The sequence below is a fragment of the Methylobacterium currus genome, from assembly GCF_003058325.1.
Taxonomy (GTDB): domain Bacteria; phylum Pseudomonadota; class Alphaproteobacteria; order Rhizobiales; family Beijerinckiaceae; genus Methylobacterium; species Methylobacterium currus.
In genome coordinates this window covers 322605-339018 of sequence record NZ_CP028843.1, presented here as the reverse complement: position 1 = coordinate 339018, position 16414 = coordinate 322605, and the positions used below count along the sequence as shown (strand labels likewise).

Annotated in this window: 17 protein-coding genes; 8 read left to right on the top strand and 9 right to left on the bottom strand. The window is 73.5% G+C overall.

What is annotated here, in order from left to right; genetic code table 11:
- Window positions 1-63: 63 nt before the first annotated feature.
- The 6 genes from DA075_RS01585 to DA075_RS01560 all read right to left on the bottom strand — a co-directional run bounded on the left by DA075_RS01585 (window position 64) and on the right by DA075_RS01560 (window position 4626).
- Complete coding sequence (locus DA075_RS01585; RefSeq protein WP_099951716.1) at window positions 64-1032, bottom strand: efflux RND transporter periplasmic adaptor subunit; 969 nt, start codon at window positions 1030-1032, stop codon at window positions 64-66.
- 12 nt (window positions 1033-1044) lie between these two features.
- Entirely contained in the window at window positions 1045-1248 is a 204-nt protein-coding gene (locus tag DA075_RS01580) for a DUF1656 domain-containing protein (RefSeq protein WP_099951715.1), read from the bottom strand.
- Window positions 1248-3302 carry an FUSC family protein gene (locus tag DA075_RS01575; protein ID WP_420813147.1) on the bottom strand — a complete coding sequence of 685 codons (2055 nt, stop codon included), beginning with the start codon at window positions 3300-3302 and terminating at the stop codon, window positions 1248-1250. Before DA075_RS01575 ends, DA075_RS01580 begins: the two co-directional genes overlap by 1 nt.
- Window positions 3302-3802: a MarR family winged helix-turn-helix transcriptional regulator gene (locus DA075_RS01570; protein ID WP_099951713.1), complete on the bottom strand. Its 501-nt coding sequence runs from the start codon at window positions 3800-3802 to the stop codon at window positions 3302-3304. The genes DA075_RS01575 and DA075_RS01570 overlap by 1 nt, the downstream gene beginning before the upstream one ends.
- Window positions 3803-3956: 154 nt before the next feature.
- Window positions 3957-4292 (bottom strand): hypothetical protein, encoded by a 336-nt coding sequence (locus DA075_RS01565; RefSeq protein WP_174800045.1) that lies wholly within the window; start codon window positions 4290-4292, stop codon window positions 3957-3959.
- Window positions 4293-4392: 100 nt separating this feature from the next.
- Window positions 4393-4626, bottom strand: a complete 234-nt coding sequence (locus DA075_RS01560; RefSeq protein ID WP_099951712.1) for a hypothetical protein — start codon at window positions 4624-4626, stop codon at window positions 4393-4395.
- Window positions 4627-5135: 509 nt separating this feature from the next.
- On the opposite strand from DA075_RS01560, the gene DA075_RS01555 reads away from it, so the two are divergent.
- From DA075_RS01555 to DA075_RS01545, 3 genes are all read left to right on the top strand, one after another.
- Complete coding sequence (locus DA075_RS01555; protein ID WP_099951711.1) at window positions 5136-6074, top strand: sugar kinase; 939 nt, start codon at window positions 5136-5138, stop codon at window positions 6072-6074.
- Window positions 6071-6715 (top strand): bifunctional 4-hydroxy-2-oxoglutarate aldolase/2-dehydro-3-deoxy-phosphogluconate aldolase, encoded by a 645-nt coding sequence (eda, locus tag DA075_RS01550; RefSeq protein ID WP_099951710.1) that lies wholly within the window; start codon window positions 6071-6073, stop codon window positions 6713-6715. Before DA075_RS01555 ends, eda begins: the two co-directional genes overlap by 4 nt.
- A gap of 205 nt (window positions 6716-6920) precedes the next feature.
- Window positions 6921-7544 (top strand): L,D-transpeptidase, encoded by a 624-nt coding sequence (locus tag DA075_RS01545; RefSeq protein WP_099951709.1) that lies wholly within the window; start codon window positions 6921-6923, stop codon window positions 7542-7544.
- Between the two features lie 141 nt (window positions 7545-7685).
- On the opposite strand, the gene DA075_RS01540 is transcribed toward DA075_RS01545, so the two are convergent.
- Window positions 7686-8480 (bottom strand): AraC family transcriptional regulator, encoded by a 795-nt coding sequence (locus tag DA075_RS01540; RefSeq protein ID WP_099951708.1) that lies wholly within the window; start codon window positions 8478-8480, stop codon window positions 7686-7688.
- A gap of 126 nt (window positions 8481-8606) precedes the next feature.
- Here DA075_RS01540 and DA075_RS01535 point away from each other — a divergent pair, with 126 nt between their 5' ends.
- Both DA075_RS01535 and DA075_RS01530 read left to right on the top strand, forming a co-directional pair.
- Window positions 8607-9926 carry a tetratricopeptide repeat protein gene (locus DA075_RS01535; protein ID WP_099951707.1) on the top strand — a complete coding sequence of 440 codons (1320 nt, stop codon included), beginning with the start codon at window positions 8607-8609 and terminating at the stop codon, window positions 9924-9926.
- Window positions 9927-9950: 24 nt separating this feature from the next.
- Window positions 9951-11171, top strand: coding sequence for an MFS transporter (locus DA075_RS01530; RefSeq protein WP_099951706.1), 1221 nt, complete (start codon window positions 9951-9953; stop codon window positions 11169-11171).
- On the opposite strand, the gene DA075_RS01525 is transcribed toward DA075_RS01530, so the two are convergent.
- Window positions 11172-11561, bottom strand: coding sequence for a gamma-butyrobetaine hydroxylase family protein (locus DA075_RS01525; protein WP_099951705.1), 390 nt, complete (start codon window positions 11559-11561; stop codon window positions 11172-11174).
- 108 nt (window positions 11562-11669) lie between these two features.
- On the opposite strand from DA075_RS01525, the gene moaA reads away from it, so the two are divergent.
- On the top strand, window positions 11670-12719 hold the full coding sequence (gene moaA, locus DA075_RS01520; RefSeq protein WP_099951704.1) for a GTP 3',8-cyclase MoaA: 1050 nt from the start codon (window positions 11670-11672) through the stop codon (window positions 12717-12719).
- Window positions 12720-12731: 12 nt separating this feature from the next.
- Here moaA and DA075_RS01515 read toward each other — a convergent pair whose 3' ends face one another.
- Complete coding sequence (locus DA075_RS01515) at window positions 12732-14459, bottom strand: PilZ domain-containing protein (RefSeq protein ID WP_099951703.1); 1728 nt, start codon at window positions 14457-14459, stop codon at window positions 12732-12734.
- A 182-nt stretch (window positions 14460-14641) separates the two neighbouring features.
- Here DA075_RS01515 and DA075_RS01510 point away from each other — a divergent pair, with 182 nt between their 5' ends.
- Complete coding sequence (locus DA075_RS01510) at window positions 14642-15424, top strand: transporter substrate-binding domain-containing protein (protein ID WP_099951702.1); 783 nt, start codon at window positions 14642-14644, stop codon at window positions 15422-15424.
- A 120-nt stretch (window positions 15425-15544) separates the two neighbouring features.
- Window positions 15545-16411 (top strand): NAD(P)-dependent oxidoreductase, encoded by an 867-nt coding sequence (locus tag DA075_RS01505; protein ID WP_099951701.1) that lies wholly within the window; start codon window positions 15545-15547, stop codon window positions 16409-16411.
- Window positions 16412-16414 lie beyond the last annotated feature (3 nt).

The window sequence follows — 16414 nt, the reverse complement described above, 5'->3', positions numbered from 1 at the left end:
GTCGTGGCGGCGCTCCTTAATCCGCCACCGGCCGGGGCGATAGTGCGGGCGCCCCCCGCGGCGTCAGCCCTTGGTGGCCGAGAGGTTGGCCTTCAGCGCCTCCCAGCCGTCGCGCAGGCCGAGATGGCGCAGACCTTCGAACGGCCGGATCTCCGGCCGCTCGCCGCTTGGATGCACCACCACGGTGGCGGTGCGCCCGACGGTCAGCCGGTCGCGGTCGACAGTGGAATCGAGGGTGATCCGCACCGGGACGCGCTGGGCGAGGCGCACCCAGGCGAAGGTCGGGTTGACGTTGGCGAGCAGCGACGAGCCGGCGCTGCGCTCCCGGTCCTCGATGCCGGCGGCGACGCTCTCGACCTTGCCGGTGACGTCGCGGCCCTCGCCCATCAGCCGCACGGTGACCGGGTCGCCCGGATGGATGCGGTCGAGCTTCGTCTCCTCGAAATAGCCCTGGACGTGCAGGGTGTCGCTGTCGACGAGCGCCATCACGGCCTTGCCGACCCCCACATAGGCCCCGGGCCGCAATTCGAGGTTGCTGATGCGGCCGTTGACCGAGGCGCGCACCTCGGAGCGGTCGAGGTTGAGCTTGGCGAGGTCGCGGTCGGCCACGGCCTGGTCGTAGGCGGCCCGGGCGCTCTGCTCGGCGGCGAGCGTCGCCTCCAGCTTCTGCTGCGAGACGACGTTGTCGCTCAGCTGGCGGTAGCGGGTGAGGTCCGCCTCCGCCTGGACCAGGTTCGCCTTGCGGCCGGCCACCACGGCCTCGGCTTGGCGGAGCGCCAGGGCGAAGCGGTCCGGATCGATGCGGAACAGCACGTCGCCGCGCTTGACCCGCTGGTTGTCGCGCACCTCGACGTCGCGCACCAGCCCCGAGACGTCGGGGGCGACGCCGACGACCTCCGCCCGGACCCGGCCGTCGCGGGTCCAGGGGGCCTCGAGATAGTAGTCCCAGAGCGCCGCCCCGACGATGATTGCGAGGGCCAGCATGGCGGCGGTGACGGCGAAGCGGCCGAGGAAGGCGAGCGCGCGGGTCATTGTGTCAAGTCTTCAGGTCAGGCGGCCGGCGAGCGTGACGACGCCGCCGAGGCACACGAGGTAGAGGCAGAGGTCGAAGAGCGGCCGGTGCCAGACCAGCCGGTAGAGCCCGAGCGCACCGATCAGCCGGCGCAACGCGAGGTTGATGAGGAACGCCAGCAGCGCCCAGATCAGCAGGGCCGGCACGAAGACGCCGTAGAGGTCGATATCGGCCATCAGGCGGCCTCTCTCGCGAGAAGGGCGGCGCCGGGAGGCGGCGCCTCGGGAAACAGGGCGCGGCGCAGGCCCACGAGGCCGAGGAGCGCATCGCGCCGGCCGGCGGCGTCGGTTTCCTCGACGCGCGCGAGCGCCGCGTCGATGCGGCGGAGCAGATCTCCCGAGGCCGGGCCGCGCGGCCCCTCGTAGTAGCTTGCCACCGCGTCGAGGGCGGCGTCGAGAGCGGCGACCGCCTCGGGCGGCAGGCCGTGGCGGGCGCGCCGCAACGACACGAGGTTCATGCCGACCCGCAACGCCGCCAGGGTGTCGATCCGGGCGAGATCGCTGTCGGGTCCGGCGGCGGCCAGCCGCGGCACCAGGAGGCCGAGGCGGTCGAGCATCAGGTGGGCGAAGGCGGCGCGGTCGCCATGCCCGCGCCGGCGCGCCGCCCGGGCGAGGTCGGCGCGGCTCGCCGCGACCAGCCGGCGGGCGCCGTGCTCGGCGCCGACCGAGCGCACCAGCCGCGTCACGATCGCGGCGATCCAGATGCCGCCGACGAGGGCGATGCTCGAATTGACGTAGGCTCCGAATTCCGAGCTGTAGCGGTCCTGGATCGCCAGGAGGGCATTGCCGTTGACGCCGAGCGCCAGGCCCACCGGCAACAGCTTCGGGACCGTCATCAGCAGGCCGCACAGGATCAGGACCGGCGCCAGCACCAGGGCGAGGCTGACGAAATCGTGCACGAGCGGCATCACGCCGAACAGCAGCACGCCGATCGCCCCCGCGGCGATGCCGGTCCAGGTGGCGAAGCTCAGGATCGCCGGGACCGGGTCGTCCTGGGTCGCGAACATGCAGCAGAGCACCGCGCCCATCATCGCGGCCGTGGCGCCGTCGGGCCAGGCGGTGGCGATCCACACCACCACGCAGGCGATGATCCCCAGGAAGGCCCCGATGGCGGAGCGGAAAGCCATGCCGTGGTCGCGGTGGCGCGGCGCCCGGCCGCCGAACTCGCTCGCGAAGGCCAGCGGCTCGCGCACCGAGCCGTCGCCGCGGGCGATGGCGTCCTGCAGCACCCGGCAGTCCCGGCCGATCGCCACCAGCTCGCGCAGGCGGTCGATCAGGCTCGCCCGCACCAGGGCCGGCCAGGAAACCTGAGCGGAGGAGACCGGAGAGGAGGACGCGCGGGAGGACAGGGGACGGTCCGCGGCCTCGATGCGGGCCATGAGCGCGTCGGCCTCGAGGGCCGGAGCGCCGGCCGCCGACCACGCCTCGACATCGGCGAGCAGGCGGCGCAGCTCCGGCGTGAGGCCCGAGAGGCCCGAGAGCGCCGCGATCCGGTCGGCTAGGGAGGAGAGGACCGGCAGCAGCATCAGCATCCGGCCGCGCAGGAGCTGCACCAGGGGCACCGCCCGGCTCTGGGCCGAGGTGTCGTAGGCGAGATGGGTCGAGAGCGCGTCGATCTCCGCCGCCTCCGCCGCGAGGCGCAGGCGCCGCGCCCGGAGTGCCGGCGCCTCCCCGATCCCGGAAAGCACGTCGCCGGTCCAGCGCCCGGCCTCGCTGAGCCAGGCGCCGACCCGGGCGGCGAGGACCGGGCCGACCGGCTCGGGCACGACGAGGCTCGCCACCAGGGAGGCGCAGAGGATGCCCAGCGTGATCTCCTCGGCCCGCGACACCGCGGTGTCGAAGATGGTCTCAGGGCTCGTCACCGCCGGAAAGCCGATCAGCGCCGCCGTGTAGCCGGCGAGCATGAACAGGTAGGCCCGCGGCGAGCGGTCGAGGAGCGAGAGGTAGAGGCAGGCGGCGGTCCAGAGCGCCAGGGCGAGCGTCAGCACCTCCGGGGCGTTGACGAGCGGCGGCACCATCACGACCGCCGCCGTGACGCCGATCAGCGTGCCGACCACCCGGTACAGGGCCTTCGATCGGGTGGCGCCGGAGAGCGGCTGCATGGTGATGTAGACGGTCGCCATCGCCCAGTACGGCCGCGGCAGGTCCACCCACAGGGCGATCCCGAGGGCGAGCAGCGCCGCCCCGCTGACCTTGAGGGCGAACAGCCATTGGCGCCAGCCGGGCAGCATCACGCGCGTCCTCCGGTGGCCGGGCGGGGCGTCGGCGCGACGTCGCCGGACCCGCTGGCGAGGCTCGCACCGCGCGGGCCCTCGGCCTGGAGCGCGCGCAACACCTTCACGGCGGCCCGCAGGTCGTCGTCGCCGACATGGGTGAAGACCGCCTCGCGCAGGGTGTCGAAGCGCGCCTCGATGGCGGCGGCCCGGGCCCGGCCCTCCTCCGACAGGTGCAGCACCTTGGCGCGGCGGTCGGTCGGGTCCTCCCGGCGGGTGACGAGGCCGGCCTCGCAGAGCTGGTCGAGGAGGCGCACCAGGCTCGGCCCCTCGACGCCGAGGGCATCGGCGAGCGTCGTCTGGCGCAGGTCGCCGCCCAGCCGCCCGATCAGCAGCAGCGGCAGCGCCGTCGCCTCGGTCAGCCCATAGGCGGTCACGACCTCGTCGGCGGCCCGGCGCCAGACGCGCCCGGCCTGGAGCAGGGTGAGGGTGAGGGATTGCAGGAGGTCGCGTCGCATCGCCGTCGCGTCGGCCGGGCCGACGGGTGATCGGCCTCGTGAAGGACAGGCCGATGATTGATCGGCCTTATAGATAGGATGCTAACGATCGGTTCCGTAGCGCGGCCGGCGCGGGTCGGCCATGCATTCGGACGCGGCGTCGGCAGAAGGGCCTCTATCGCTTGGCGGCGTCCCGGTCGGGGGTCCAGTCCAGCTCGACCACCGTCTCGCCGTCCTGGCGGTTGTAGCGGAGCGCCGTGAGCCGCATTGCCCGCAAGGAAGCGGCATCGTCGGCCCGGGGACACTGGACGGGGTCGTGGGGTCGCTGGGTCCGGTCGAGCATGCGCCCGAAGGCGGCGTCGAGGGTGGGCATCGCCGCGACGGTCGGGAACGGGGCCGATAGGTAGACCGTGCGGGCTGGCCCGCGGGCGAGGCAGTAGCGCCAATCGGCGGCGGCCGGGGTCGCGGCTACGGCGACGCTCATCACGGCGACCGGGAAAAGGATTCTCATCGAATCGGGGATCTCGGAACGGGTCTCGGGGCCGTCCCGATGCGCGGCGCTTGCGGCGTCAGCAAGGCGCCCACATCCGTCCGGGGCTCACGCCCGGCGGTCAGGCCCGGACGAGGAGATCGGTCTCCTCGCCGTCGAGGCTCAGGCTCCAGACCCGGGCCCCGTCCTCGGCGACGAGCCAGGCCTCGCCGGTGCAGCCGCGGAAGACCTCGTCGGCCCGTCCGAGCACGCGGGCGGCGGCGTGGCGCACCGTCGGCGCCTCGATCGACAGATCGCGAAGCGGGACGGCGTCGCTTCGGTCGCGGGACGCGGAGAGCAGGCGGTAGATGGGCATGACGGGCAACTCCGAAAGACGAAGGGGTCTGGCGATCCCGGATGTCTGACGTGATCGGCGGCTGCGCTGTGGTGTCGAACCATTCCTCCCGCCGCCCATCCCGGCCGAGCCGGGGGAGCGTCGGGTTGTCGTCCGCGGCGGGTTCACACCGTCGCGGGCTCGTCGCTGCGATCACCCGAAGGCGACGCTGGGTCAACGCTTCTAGCGCTATCCGCGTACCGTTCAAGAGTTAACCCAAGGGAAAAGTCACCCAAGGGCAGCGACGGCGCGCGACGGGCCTGGGCCGTTGACAACGCGCAGGCGGTCGATAGGCGATGGCGGCTTGGTTTCGTGGGGACGGCCTTGTCGGGTTCTCGCGAGCGTCGCCGATCCCCGACGGATCCCCGAGCAAGCCCGGGATCCGCAAGCGAAGAGCGAAGTCGGGCAGTCCCGATTTCGGGTGGGGAGAGGAGGGCATCGCGCGCGATCCGGCAGCGTCGACCGGCCCGGGGGCGAGGGGAACGATCACGATGGCAACGAGGGTCGCCTGCATCGGCGAGTGCATGATGGAGCTGTCGGAACGGCCCGACGGCAGCCTGCTGCGCGGCTACGGCGGCGATACGCTGAACACCGCCCTCTACCTCGCCCGGCTCGGCGTCGCGGTCGATTACGTGACGGCGCTCGGCGACGATCCGTGGAGCGAGGAGATGCTGGCGGCCTGGGCCGCCGAGGGGGTCGGCACGGGCCAGGTGCGGCGCCTGCCCGGGCGGATGCCGGGGCTCTACATCATCCGCACCGACGACACGGGCGAGCGCAGCTTCCACTACTGGCGCGACAGCGCCGCCGCCCGCGACCTGTTCTCCGGCCCGGGCGCCGCCGAGACGCAAGGAGCCCTGGCCGGTTACGACCTCGTCTACGCCTCCGGGATCAGCCTGTCGCTCTACGGCGAGGCCGGGCGGACGGCGCTCGCCGAGACCTGCCGGGCGGTCCAGGCCAAGGGCGGGCGGGTCGCCTTCGACACCAACTACCGGCCCCGCGGCTGGCCCGACAAGGCGAAGGCGCAGGACGCCTTCCGCGACGCGATGGCGGCGGCCGACCTGATCTTCGCGTCTGCGGAAGACCTCGAATGGCTCTACGGGCCCGCGGGCGAGGACGAGGTGCTGCGCCATCACGGCCGCTGCGAGATCGTGCTGAAGGGCGGCGGCTCGCCGCCGAGCGTCCGGGTGCTCGCCGGGACCGAGGACGTCACGGTGCCGGCCCCGCCCGTCGCGGCGATCGTCGACACCACCGCGGCGGGCGACAGCTTCGCGGCGGCCTACATGGCGGCCCGCCTCGCCGGCCGGCCGCCCGCCGAGGCCGCCGCGTGCGGCCACCGCCTCGCCGGCACCGTGATCGGCCATCGCGGCGCCGTGATCCCCCGGGCGGCGATGCCCGACCTCCCGCTCGCAACCGAACAGGACCGCCCATGACAACCGAGACCCGCGCCCAACGCCTCGACGCGCTGCTCGCCGCCTCGCCGGTGATCCCCGTCATCACCGTGCCGGAGCTCGCCCACGCGGTGCCGCTCGCCCGCGCCCTGGTGGCGGGCGGCATCACCACCCTGGAGATCACCCTGCGCACGCCGGTGGCGCGGGACGCGGCCCGCGCGATCATGGCCGAGGTGCCGGAGGCAGTGGTGGGCCTCGGCACGGTCCTGACGCCGGCCGACCTCGAGACCGCGCACGACCTCGGCGCCCGCTTCGCGCTCAGCCCCGGGGCGACGCCGGAGCTGCTGCGGGCGGCCGCTGCCAGCGACATGGTGTTCATGCCCGGCATCGCCACGCCCTCCGACCTGATGCAGGTGCTCGCCGCCGGCTTCCATGTGGCGAAGTTCTTCCCCGCCGTGCCGGCGGGCGGCATGGCGGCGCTCAAGGCCCTCGGCGGACCGTTCCCGCAGGCCCGCTTCTGCCCCACCGGCGGCATCGGCGAGGCCGACGCCAAGGCCTGGCTCGCCCTGCCGAACGTCGCGGCGGTGGGCGGGTCGTGGCTGGCGCCGGAGGCCGAGATCCGCGCCGGCAATTTTTCCGCCATCACCGAGCGCGCCCGCCGCACCCTCGCGGCCTTGCGCTAACGTTTCGGAAACGTGTCCGTGCCGCCACGGTGTGGCGCGGGCACAACGCCATCTTCGCAACCGCGAAGCTGCGCCGGATTTAAGCTTGGCTTTGGATCGTGGGCGTTTACGGCTTGGCTATTGGTTCCGCCGTACGGTGCCGGTCGCGTTCGCACCGTCTTCGCCCTGCGCGTCCCGTCCAAGCTGTTCCCTGCAAGAGGCTTCCATGCGCCGCTTCGTTCCTGCCCTGGCCGGGCTGGTCTGCGCCGTCACCGCCTGGGCGGCGCCCGCCGCCGCCTACGAGATCGACCCGCTCACCCGTCAGCCCCTCGACCAGCCGCTCTCCGTGACGGTGCGGTCCCCCGCCGCCGCGGCCGACCCGCTCGACGCCTCGGTGCCGAAGCTGAGCCCGATCCCGCGCGAGACGGTGGCGTATTCCGGCCCCTACGGGGCCGGCACCATCGTGGTCTCGACCACCGAGCGCCGCCTCTACTACGTGCTCGGCAACGGCCAGGCCATGCGCTACGGCGTCGGCGTCGGCCGCCCGGGCTTCACCTGGGGCGGCGTGCAGACCATCTCGATGAAGCGCGAGTGGCCCGATTGGCGCCCGCCGGCCCAGATGATCCGCCGCCGGCCCGACCTGCCGCGCTACATGAAGGGCGGCCCGGAGAACCCGCTCGGCGCCCGCGCGATGTATCTCGGCGGCTCGCTCTACCGCATCCACGGCTCCAACGAGCCCGAGACCATCGGCACCGCCGTCTCCTCCGGCTGCATCCGGATGACCAACGACGACGTGATGGACCTGTACACCCGCGCCAAGGTCGGCACGAAGGTGATCGTGCAGCGCTGAGCGGCGCGGCATCATCTTGATAATGGGAGAGGCCGGCCTTGCGCCGGCCTTTTTCATTTCAACTCGCCTGAGGATCCAGGTCGTCCGGCGCGGGATCCCTCCGCCCGGGTGACGATGCTGTTTGAAAGACGGCTCGGGCCCTCACGGCCGCAGGCCCGCCGACCTCCCGCGCATGTAGGCCTGCGGCGCGCATCCCATGTCGCTCCGGAACGCGAACACGAAGGCCGAGGTGGAGCCGTAGCCGAGCGCCAGCGCGGTCTGCGTCACGTCCAGCCCGCCGCCCATCAGCTCGATCGCCTTGAACAGCCGCAGGCGCCGGCGCCAGGAGCGCAGGCTCATGCCGAGCTCGGCCTCGAAGCGCCGGGCGAGCGTGCGGCCCGACAGGCCGAGCGCCCGGCCCCATTCCTCGGGCCCCCGGGAATCGGCCGGCTCGGCGTAGAGCGCCTCGCACAGACCGGCCAGCGGGCCGCCGCGCGGCCAGGGCAGCGCCCCGGGGAGCGGCGCGGCGCGGCGGAGCTGGTCGAGGATCAGGCCGGCGACACGGCCCGCATAGCCATCCGCGTCGTCCTGCCCGTCGATGGCGGCAGCCTCGACGATGAGCGCCTGGAGCAGGGCCGAGACGCCGATCACCGTCGGATCCCCGGGCAGGCCGCGCCCGGCCGCATCGGCGATCCACAGGCTACGGAACTCGGCGCCGAGGAGCGAGCCGACCCGGTGCCGGTGCCCGGTCGGCAGCCACACCGCCTGCTCCGGCGAGATCACGAAGGACCGGCCCGCCACCGCCACGGTCAGCACCCCGGAGATGGCGTAGACGACCTGATGCCATCCATGCGCGTGCTCCGGGAAGGAATGGCGCGCCGGAATTTCTTGCGCCCGCACCGTCAGCGGCTGCGGCGCCGCCGCTTCGGGCGGCGTCTCGATCGACTCCCACTGCATGCAGGGCTCCAGTTTGGCGGCTCGTCTACACGGATTGGCGCCCCGTCGAAATACGGACAGTCCAGGCTCCGTTATGCAGGAGAAGAATTCTGCTGCTTCAGGCCGCCGCGAGAGAAGAACACCATCATGGCCCACCGCGACCGCCGCGGCCTGCCCCTCTCCACCCGCTCCGACCGCGCCGCCGAGTGCTACCGCACCGGCGTCGACCTCCTGCTCGCCGCCTGGCCGGGCGCCGCGGATGCGCTCGACGCGGCGATCGCGGCGGATCCGGATTTCGCCCTCGCCCATGCCGCCCGGGCCCGCCTGCACGCGATGCGCGTCGAATCGGCGGCGGCGCGGGCCAGCATCACCAGGGCGGCAGACTGCGTGGCGCGGGGCGGGACCGAGCGGGAGCGCAGCCACGTCGCGGTGCTGTCGCTCGCGATCGACGGTCAGTCGGGGCCGGCGCTCGCGCGGGCGCTCGCCCATGCCGAATCGTGGCCGCGGGACGCGCTGATCCTGTCGCTGCCGCTCGGCGCCTTCGGGCTCCTGGCCTTCTCCGGCCGGGCCGACCACGACCAGGCCCGGGTCGATCTCTGCGAGCGCCACGCCCACGCCTACGAGCCCGACGACTGGTGGTTCACGACCTATCGCGGCTGGGCCCATACCGAGAACGGCGCGGTCGCCCGCGGACGGGCGCTCGCCGAGCAGGGCTTCGCCTTGCGGCGCGAGAACGCCAACGGCGCCCATGCCCTGTCGCACGCCCTGTTCGAGGACGGGGCCGGCCACGAGGCCGAGGCGCTGATCGCCGATTGGCTGCCCGCCTATGACCGCTCGGGCCTCCTCCACGGCCACATCGCCTGGCACGCGGCGCTCGCGGCGCTGGAGCGCGGCGACCCGGACGGGGCGCTGGCGATCTACGCCGAGCACGTCCGGCCCGGGGTGACCGCGGGGCTTTCGCTCAACGTCATCACCGACACGGTCTCGCTGCTCTGGCGCCTCGGCGCCTACGGGCATGCGGTCCCGGCGGGCCTGTGGGACGAGGTCCGGGCCTATGCGGCGCCCTACTACGTCAAGGCCGGCTTCGGCTTCGCCGACGCGCATATGGGCCTGCTCGCCGCCGCGACCGGCGACCGGGCGGCGGCGCAGGGACGCATCGACGCGCTGACCGGCCTCGTCGAGGCCGGGACCCTCGCGGCGGGGCCGGTGGTGCCGGCGATCTGCCGCGCGGCCCTCGCCTTCGCGGAGGGGGATTACGGTTCCTGCGCCCGGATCCTCGAACCGGTCGCGGGGGAGGTCGTGCGCCTCGGCGGCAGCGGCGCCCAGCGCGAGGTGATCGAGGACACGCTCCTCGTCGCCCTGATGCGCGCCGGCGAGGCCGAGAAGGCCCGGATCCTCCTCGATCGCCGCCTCCACCGCCGCCCCTCGCCGCGCGACGCGCGCTGGCAGGCCCAGCTCACCGCCTGACGAGACACCCACGAAGAGACCCTGATGTCGAACCCCGCCGCCGTCCTGCCCAAGGACACCCTTCGCGCCGAGACCGGTACCGGCAACGTGCTGCGCCTCGCCCTCGCCCAGGCGCTGGCCGGCGCCAACTCGGTCGTGGTCTACGCCACCGGCGCCGTCATCGGCAGCCAGCTGGCGCCGAGCCCCACCCTCGCCACCCTGCCGATCTCGATCTTCGTCGTCGGCATGGCCGCCTGCACCCTGCCGGCCGGGCGCATCGCCCGGGCTTACGGCCGCCGCACGGCGTTCCTGGCCGGCACCGGATGCGGCGTGCTCGTCGGGCTCCTGGCGGCGCTCGCGGTCGTCCTGTCCTCGTTCTGGCTGTTCTGCGCCGCGACCTTCTTCGGCGGCGCCTACGCCGCCGTGGTGCTGTCGTTCCGCTTCGCCGCCGCCGATTGCGTCGCGCCGGAGCGCCGGCCACGGGCGCTGTCCGCCGTCATGGCCGGCGGTGTCTTCGCCGGGATCATCGGCCCGCAGCTCGTCAGCCACACCATGAGCTTGTGGCCGGCGCACCTCTTCGCCGCCACCTTCTTGGCCCAGGCCGCGGTGGCGGCCCTGTCGGCCGTCGTGCTCATGGGCGTGCGGCTGCCGGGGCCGACGCAGGCCGACCTCTCCGGCGGCCGCCCGCTGGGCGAGATCGCCCGCCAGCCCCGCTTCGTCACCGCCGTCCTGTGCGGGGTGGTGTCCTACCTCCTGATGAACTTCCTGATGACCGCCGCGCCGCTGGCGATGCATCTGTGCGGCTTCACGCAGGACGACGCCAATCTCGGCCTGCAGTGGCACGTGATCGCCATGTATGCGCCGAGCTTCTTCACCGGGCGGCTGATCGCCCGGTTCGGCGCGCCGCGCGTCGTGGCGGCGGGGCTGTCGCTCACGGCGGCGGCGGCCTTCGTCGGGCTGTCGGGCCTGGACCTCGCCCATTTCTGGGCCTTCCTGGTCCTGCTCGGCCTCGGCTGGAACTTCGGCTTCGTCGGCGCCTCCGCGATGGTGCTCGAATGCCACCGGCCGGAGGAGCGGACCCGGGTCCAGTCGCTCAACGACTTCGTGGTGTTCGGCACGATGGCGGTGGGCTCGTTCTCCTCCGGCGGTCTGCTGGCCCGCTACGGCTGGGACGTGGTGCTGTGGGTGTCGTTCGCGCCGCTCGCGGTGGCGGTCGCGGCGCTCGGCCTGTCGGCGGCGTCACGGCCGGTGCGGGCGGCGGGCTGATCAGCGCCGCCGCGCCGGCTCCCGGCTCAAGCCCCGGGCGGCCAGCTCCTCCTCGTAGCGGGAAAATCGCGTCGCCTGCTCCTCGCCGAGGCGGCGCAGGAAGTCGAAGGCGTAGATCCCGGTATCGTGCATGTCGTCGAAGGTGAGCTTGACGGCGTAGTTGCCGACGGGCGCCACCGCCAGGATCTCGACCTCGCGCTTGCCGGGAAGCCATTTCCGCTCGGAGGGCGCGTGGCCCTGGACCTCGGCCGAGGGGCTCTCGACCCGCAGGTACTCCGCCGGCAGGGCATAGGCCGCGCCGCTCGCGAAGGCGACGTGGAGGGTGCGCTTGTCGCGCGCCAACCGGATCTCGGTGGGCCAATCGGCCTGATCTGCCGCCTGTTCCGTCATGGGTTGCGTCTCCCTGCGCCTCACGGCCAACTTGCCGGTCATCCCGTGAGCGCTCATATGCAGGCTGGCATCCGGCCGCCAGAGCCGCGTCCCGAGGATAATGTTCGCATGTGGGGTCCCCGTACCGACGATCCGATGCCGGCCGTGCCCGTGCCGGCGCGGCCGGCGCCGCTGATCGATCCGTTCCAGCGCGCGATCACCTACCTGCGGGTCTCGGTGACCGATCGCTGCGACCTGCGCTGCGTCTACTGCATGTCCGAGGACATGACGTTCCTGCCCAAGCGCGACCTGCTCACGCTGGAGGAGCTGGACCGGGTCTGCTCGGTCTTCGTGGAGCGCGGCGTGCGCAAGCTGCGCATCACCGGCGGCGAGCCGCTGGTGCGCCGGGACATCATGCGGCTGTTCCGCAACCTCTCGCGCCATCTCGCCTCCGGGGCGCTGGAGGAGATGACGCTCACCACCAACGGCACGCGCCTGCGCCAGCACGCCGCCGAGCTGGCGGATCTCGGCATGCGCCGGATCAACGTCTCGCTCGATACCCTCGACCCGCAAAAATTCCGGGCGATCACCCGGCGCGGCGACCTGCCGACCGTGCTCGACGGCATCGCGGCGGCCCGCGAGGCCGGGCTCAAGGTCAAGATCAATGCCGTGGCGCTGAAAGGCGTCAACGAGGACGAGATCTTAGGCATGCTCGACTGGGCCCACGGGCTCGGCATGGAGATGACGCTGATCGAGGTGATGCCGCTCGGCGACATCGAGCCCGACCGGGTCGACCAGTTCCTGTCGCTCTCGGTGGTGCGCGAGCGCCTGTCGGAACGCTACACCCTCACCCCGCTCCCCGACCGGACCGGCGGCCCCGCCCGCTACGTGCGGGTTGAGGAGACCGGCGGGCGGCTCGGCTTCATCACGCCGCTCACCCACAATTTCTGCGAGAGCTGCAACCGGGTGCGCCTGACCTGCACCGGCCAGCTCTACATGTGCCTCGGCCAGGAGGACGCCGCCGATCTGCGGGCGGCGCTCCGCGCCTCTCCCGACGACGCGGTGGTGGCCGAGGCGATCGCGGAGGCGATCAGCCGCAAGCCGAAGGGCCACGACTTCGTCATCGCTCGTGCGGCGAAGCCGGCGGTGCCTCGGCACATGAGCACGACGGGGGGCTGAAGCCCTCCTCGCTCAGATCCGAAACCCCATCCGCAACGCCCCCCAGTGCCGGCCGTGCACACGGATCGGGCTCGAGACCTCGCGCAGGGGCTGGCGGCCGGCCTCGTCCTGCGGGCAGGCCTGGACCAGGAAGGCCCGGGTCGAGCGGGCGGCGGCAAGCCCGATGCGGTCGTCGTAGAGCCGGCGCTGGCGGGCATGGCGGGCGTTCCAGGCCGGGTCGCCGGCCCGCGGCGCCTGGGCCTGGGCGCGGTTGTGGACCGGGGCGTAGCCGTTGCGGTCGACCGCGAAGCAAAAGGCGGCGCGCGCATCGGCCAGCAGCAGCGGCTCGAGGATCGGCGGCAGGAGATCCTCCAGGGCCGGGACGGCGGCGGTGAGGTAATGCGGCGGCTCGATGCCTGCGACGGGGCGGTAGGTGGTGTCGAACAGGGCGTGATGCGCGAGCCGGCCCGCGGCCAGAGCCTGCTCCAGCGCGGTGGCGACCGCAGCCGCTCCTCCCGTCGCCGCCGCGATCAGCGGCCGGTTCTCCTCCTCGATCGCCACCAGGGCGTCGCGCATCCGCGCCTCGGACGCCGCATCCGTGAGGGCGCAATGCAGGCCGCGCGGGCTCGCGCCGACGACCTGCGCCTGCATCCGGCCGATGCCGCGCAGGTCGAGGGAGAGCCGGGTGCCGACGGCGCCGCCGCACCCCTCCGGCGGGATCAGGAGCAGGCCGCCCCGGCTCAGGTCGAGCACCCGCCCGAGGCCCCAATTCCCGACCCGGACCGCGAGGTCGACCGGGTAGCGGTCATGCACCCGCCGGTCGCCGATCTCCGCCTGGCGCAAGGACGCGACCGTGCGCCCGACGAGCCCCCCGGCGAGACCGGCGACGCCGGCTCCGACCGATTGCGCGGCTTCCATCCGCCGGGCCGCCTCGTCGGCGGCGGCCATCGCCAGGGCTGCGTCCCGGCCGAGATCGTCGGTGGATTGAGCGAGATCCTGCGCCGCATCGGAGAGGTGCCGGGCGGACGCCGCCTGGGCCCCGGCCGCCGCGCCGGCCGTGGCGACGGCCGGGCGCAGGCAGGCGAGCGAGGTCGCGACGCTGCCCATCGCCACCGCCCCGGGGCCGGAGAGGCGGCGGCTCAGGGCCCGCACCTCCTCCACCGCCCGGGCGGCATCGGCCGACAGGAGCTTGAATTCCTCCGCCGCCTGCCAGAGCGGCCCGCCGCCGGCGCCGGCCCGCGCCGCCTCGACGGTGGCGTTGAGGGCCAAGCGGTTGGCCTGCCGCGCCAGGGTCGCCACCGCCTCGACGACGCGGGCGGCCTCCTGCGCGGCGCCGGCCATCTCGGCCTCCAGCATGCGGCTCTGCGCGTCGGTGCGCTCGAGGTGGCGGCCGGCCTGGACCAGCACGCCGGCGAGCCCGTCGGCATCCGCCGCGAGGGTGCCGGCGGCGCCGCCGAGGGCACGGCTGCGCGCGCCGGCCTCGTCGGCCCGACATCCCAGGGTGTCGAGGCCGCGGGCGAGGGCGGCGGCGTCCGCGGCCGCGGCCGCGGTTTCGGCGCAGCCGTCCCGGGCGGCGACCCCGACGGCGCGGGCGGCCCGGACCAGCTCCGCCTCGACCCGGTCGACGGCGTCGCGCCCGGCCCGGCCCGCATCGCGCTCCGGCCCGTCGGCCGCCGGCGCCAGGGCGGGCAGCGGCGGCAGGATCTCGACCGCGTCGGCGCGGTCGCGGGGTGGGTGGGGCGGGCGGAAGCTCAGGCGCATGGCCGGATCAGAGCGCATCGCGCTTAAAGGCCGGTTAACCCTGACGATACGTCAACGACGCCGGGCGGGTTCGGGCGCGATCGCGACGTGCGAGTTGCGCCGGCGGGTGCGACCGTGGCAGGGTCCGCCCCCGTTCGGTCCTCCCATCTGGTCCGCCCCTTGCCACGAGAGACCACCGCCGGATGAGCCGCCTGCTCTCCCGCCTCCTGCTCCTGTCGCTGCTGGCCGCCAGGCCTGCCCTCGCCGAGCAGGCTCCCGCCCCTCTCCCCTCCCCCGTGCGCATCGCCACCGAGGGCGGGCACCCGCCGTTCAACTACGTCGAGGACGGCAAGCCGGCGGGGTTCGAGGTCGATCTGGCCCAGGCCCTGTGCGCGGAGGCCACGCTCACCTGCACGATCGTGCTCCATCAGTGGGACGGCATCATCAAGGGCCTTGAGGCGGGCGAGTACGACGCCATCATGGCGGCGATGGCGATCACCCCGAAGCGGGCCGCCCGCATCGCCTTCACCCGGCCGTATCTCCGGATCCCCTTCGCCTACGTGGCGCGGCGGGACACCTCGCTGCCGAATCCGAACCCGGCGACCCTGCGGGGCCGGACGATCGGCGCGGCGGCGCATGGGCCGCAGGTCGCCTTCCTGGAGCAGCGGGTGCCGGGCGCCGAGATCCGCACCTTCGACAGCCTCGCCGACGCGACCCTCGATCTCCGGGCCGGCCGGGTCGACGTGGTGCTGGGCGACAAGCTCGACCTCTCCACCTTCCTCGCGCGGCCGGAGGGCGACGCCTGCTGCCGCCTCGTCGGCGACGTGCCGGCAGGCGAGCCGCTGCTCGGCGAGGGCTTCGGCATCGGCCTGCGCAAGGGCGACACCGCGTTGCGCGACGCGTTCGAGCGGGCGCTCGCCGCGCTCATCGCGGACGGGCGCTACGACCGCCTCCGGGCGAAGTACATCCCGTTCGACACGAAGTGACGCGCCCCTCCCCGAACGACAGCGTTCGGGAAAGGCGGCAAGCCCGTTTGACGGGCGCGGGGCCGGCTCACTACACCGGGGGCCGACCGCCGCGGGACAACGGCGTGGGAGGATGAACGGATGGCAAAGGTCGCGTTTCTGGGTCTCGGCGTGATGGGGGGGCCGATGGCCCGCCACCTGGCCGCCAAGGGCCATGACGTCACGGTCTACAACCGCACCAAGGCCAAGGCCGATGCCTGGGTGAAGGCCCATGGCGGCAAGGCCGCGGCGACGCCCCGCGAGGCGGCCGAGGGCCAGGAGATCGTCTTCGCCTGCGTCGGCAACGACGACGACCTGCGCCAGGTCACGACCGGCCCGGACGGCGCCTTCGCGGCGATGGGCAAGGGAACGGTCTTCGTCGACCATACCACCGCCTCAGCGGAAGTGGCGCGGGAACTCTCGGCGGCCGCGGAGAAGGGCGGCTTCGGCTTCGTCGACGCCCCGGTCTCCGGCGGTCAGGCCGGCGCCGAGAACGGCGTGCTCACCGTGATGTGCGGCGGCGATCCCGAGACCTTCGCCCGGGTCGAGCCGGTGATCGGGTCTTACGCCCGGGCCTGCCGGCTGCTCGGACCGGTCGGCGCCGGGCAGCTCGCCAAGATGATGAACCAGATCTGCATCGCCGGCCTGGTCCAGGGCCTGTCGGAGGCGGTGCATTTCGGCAAGCAGGCCGGGCTCGACATCGAGGCGGTGCTCGACGTGATCTCCAAGGGCGCGGCCGGCTCCTGGCAGATGGAGAACCGCGGCAAGACCATGAACGAGGGCAAGTTCGATTTCGGCTTCGCCGTCGACTGGATGCGCAAGGACCTGTCGATCGTCCTCGCCGAGGCCCGCCGCAACAAGGCCAAGCTGCCGGTGACCGCCCTCGTCGACCAGTTCTACGCCGAGGTGCAGAGCATGGGCGGCGGGCGCTGGGACACGTCGAGCCTGATCGCCCGGTTGGAGAAGTAGGAA

Coding starts and splice junctions, on each gene's coding strand:
- DA075_RS01585 (WP_099951716.1), bottom strand. CDS start 1,032: ATGACCCGCGCGCTCGCCTTCCTCGGCCGCTTCGCCGTCACCGCCGCC.
- DA075_RS01580 (WP_099951715.1), bottom strand. CDS start 1,248: ATGGCCGATATCGACCTCTACGGCGTCTTCGTGCCGGCCCTGCTGATC.
- DA075_RS01575 (WP_420813147.1), bottom strand. CDS start 3,302: ATGCTGCCCGGCTGGCGCCAATGGCTGTTCGCCCTCAAGGTCAGCGGG.
- DA075_RS01570 (WP_099951713.1), bottom strand. CDS start 3,802: ATGCGACGCGACCTCCTGCAATCCCTCACCCTCACCCTGCTCCAGGCC.
- DA075_RS01565 (WP_174800045.1), bottom strand. CDS start 4,292: ATGAGAATCCTTTTCCCGGTCGCCGTGATGAGCGTCGCCGTAGCCGCG.
- DA075_RS01560 (WP_099951712.1), bottom strand. CDS start 4,626: ATGCCCATCTACCGCCTGCTCTCCGCGTCCCGCGACCGAAGCGACGCC.
- DA075_RS01555 (WP_099951711.1), top strand. CDS start 5,136: ATGGCAACGAGGGTCGCCTGCATCGGCGAGTGCATGATGGAGCTGTCG.
- eda (WP_099951710.1), top strand. CDS start 6,071: ATGACAACCGAGACCCGCGCCCAACGCCTCGACGCGCTGCTCGCCGCC.
- DA075_RS01545 (WP_099951709.1), top strand. CDS start 6,921: ATGCGCCGCTTCGTTCCTGCCCTGGCCGGGCTGGTCTGCGCCGTCACC.
- DA075_RS01540 (WP_099951708.1), bottom strand. CDS start 8,480: ATGCAGTGGGAGTCGATCGAGACGCCGCCCGAAGCGGCGGCGCCGCAG.
- DA075_RS01535 (WP_099951707.1), top strand. CDS start 8,607: ATGGCCCACCGCGACCGCCGCGGCCTGCCCCTCTCCACCCGCTCCGAC.
- DA075_RS01530 (WP_099951706.1), top strand. CDS start 9,951: ATGTCGAACCCCGCCGCCGTCCTGCCCAAGGACACCCTTCGCGCCGAG.
- DA075_RS01525 (WP_099951705.1), bottom strand. CDS start 11,561: ATGACGGAACAGGCGGCAGATCAGGCCGATTGGCCCACCGAGATCCGG.
- moaA (WP_099951704.1), top strand. CDS start 11,670: ATGTGGGGTCCCCGTACCGACGATCCGATGCCGGCCGTGCCCGTGCCG.
- DA075_RS01515 (WP_099951703.1), bottom strand. CDS start 14,459: ATGCGCCTGAGCTTCCGCCCGCCCCACCCACCCCGCGACCGCGCCGAC.
- DA075_RS01510 (WP_099951702.1), top strand. CDS start 14,642: ATGAGCCGCCTGCTCTCCCGCCTCCTGCTCCTGTCGCTGCTGGCCGCC.
- DA075_RS01505 (WP_099951701.1), top strand. CDS start 15,545: ATGGCAAAGGTCGCGTTTCTGGGTCTCGGCGTGATGGGGGGGCCGATG.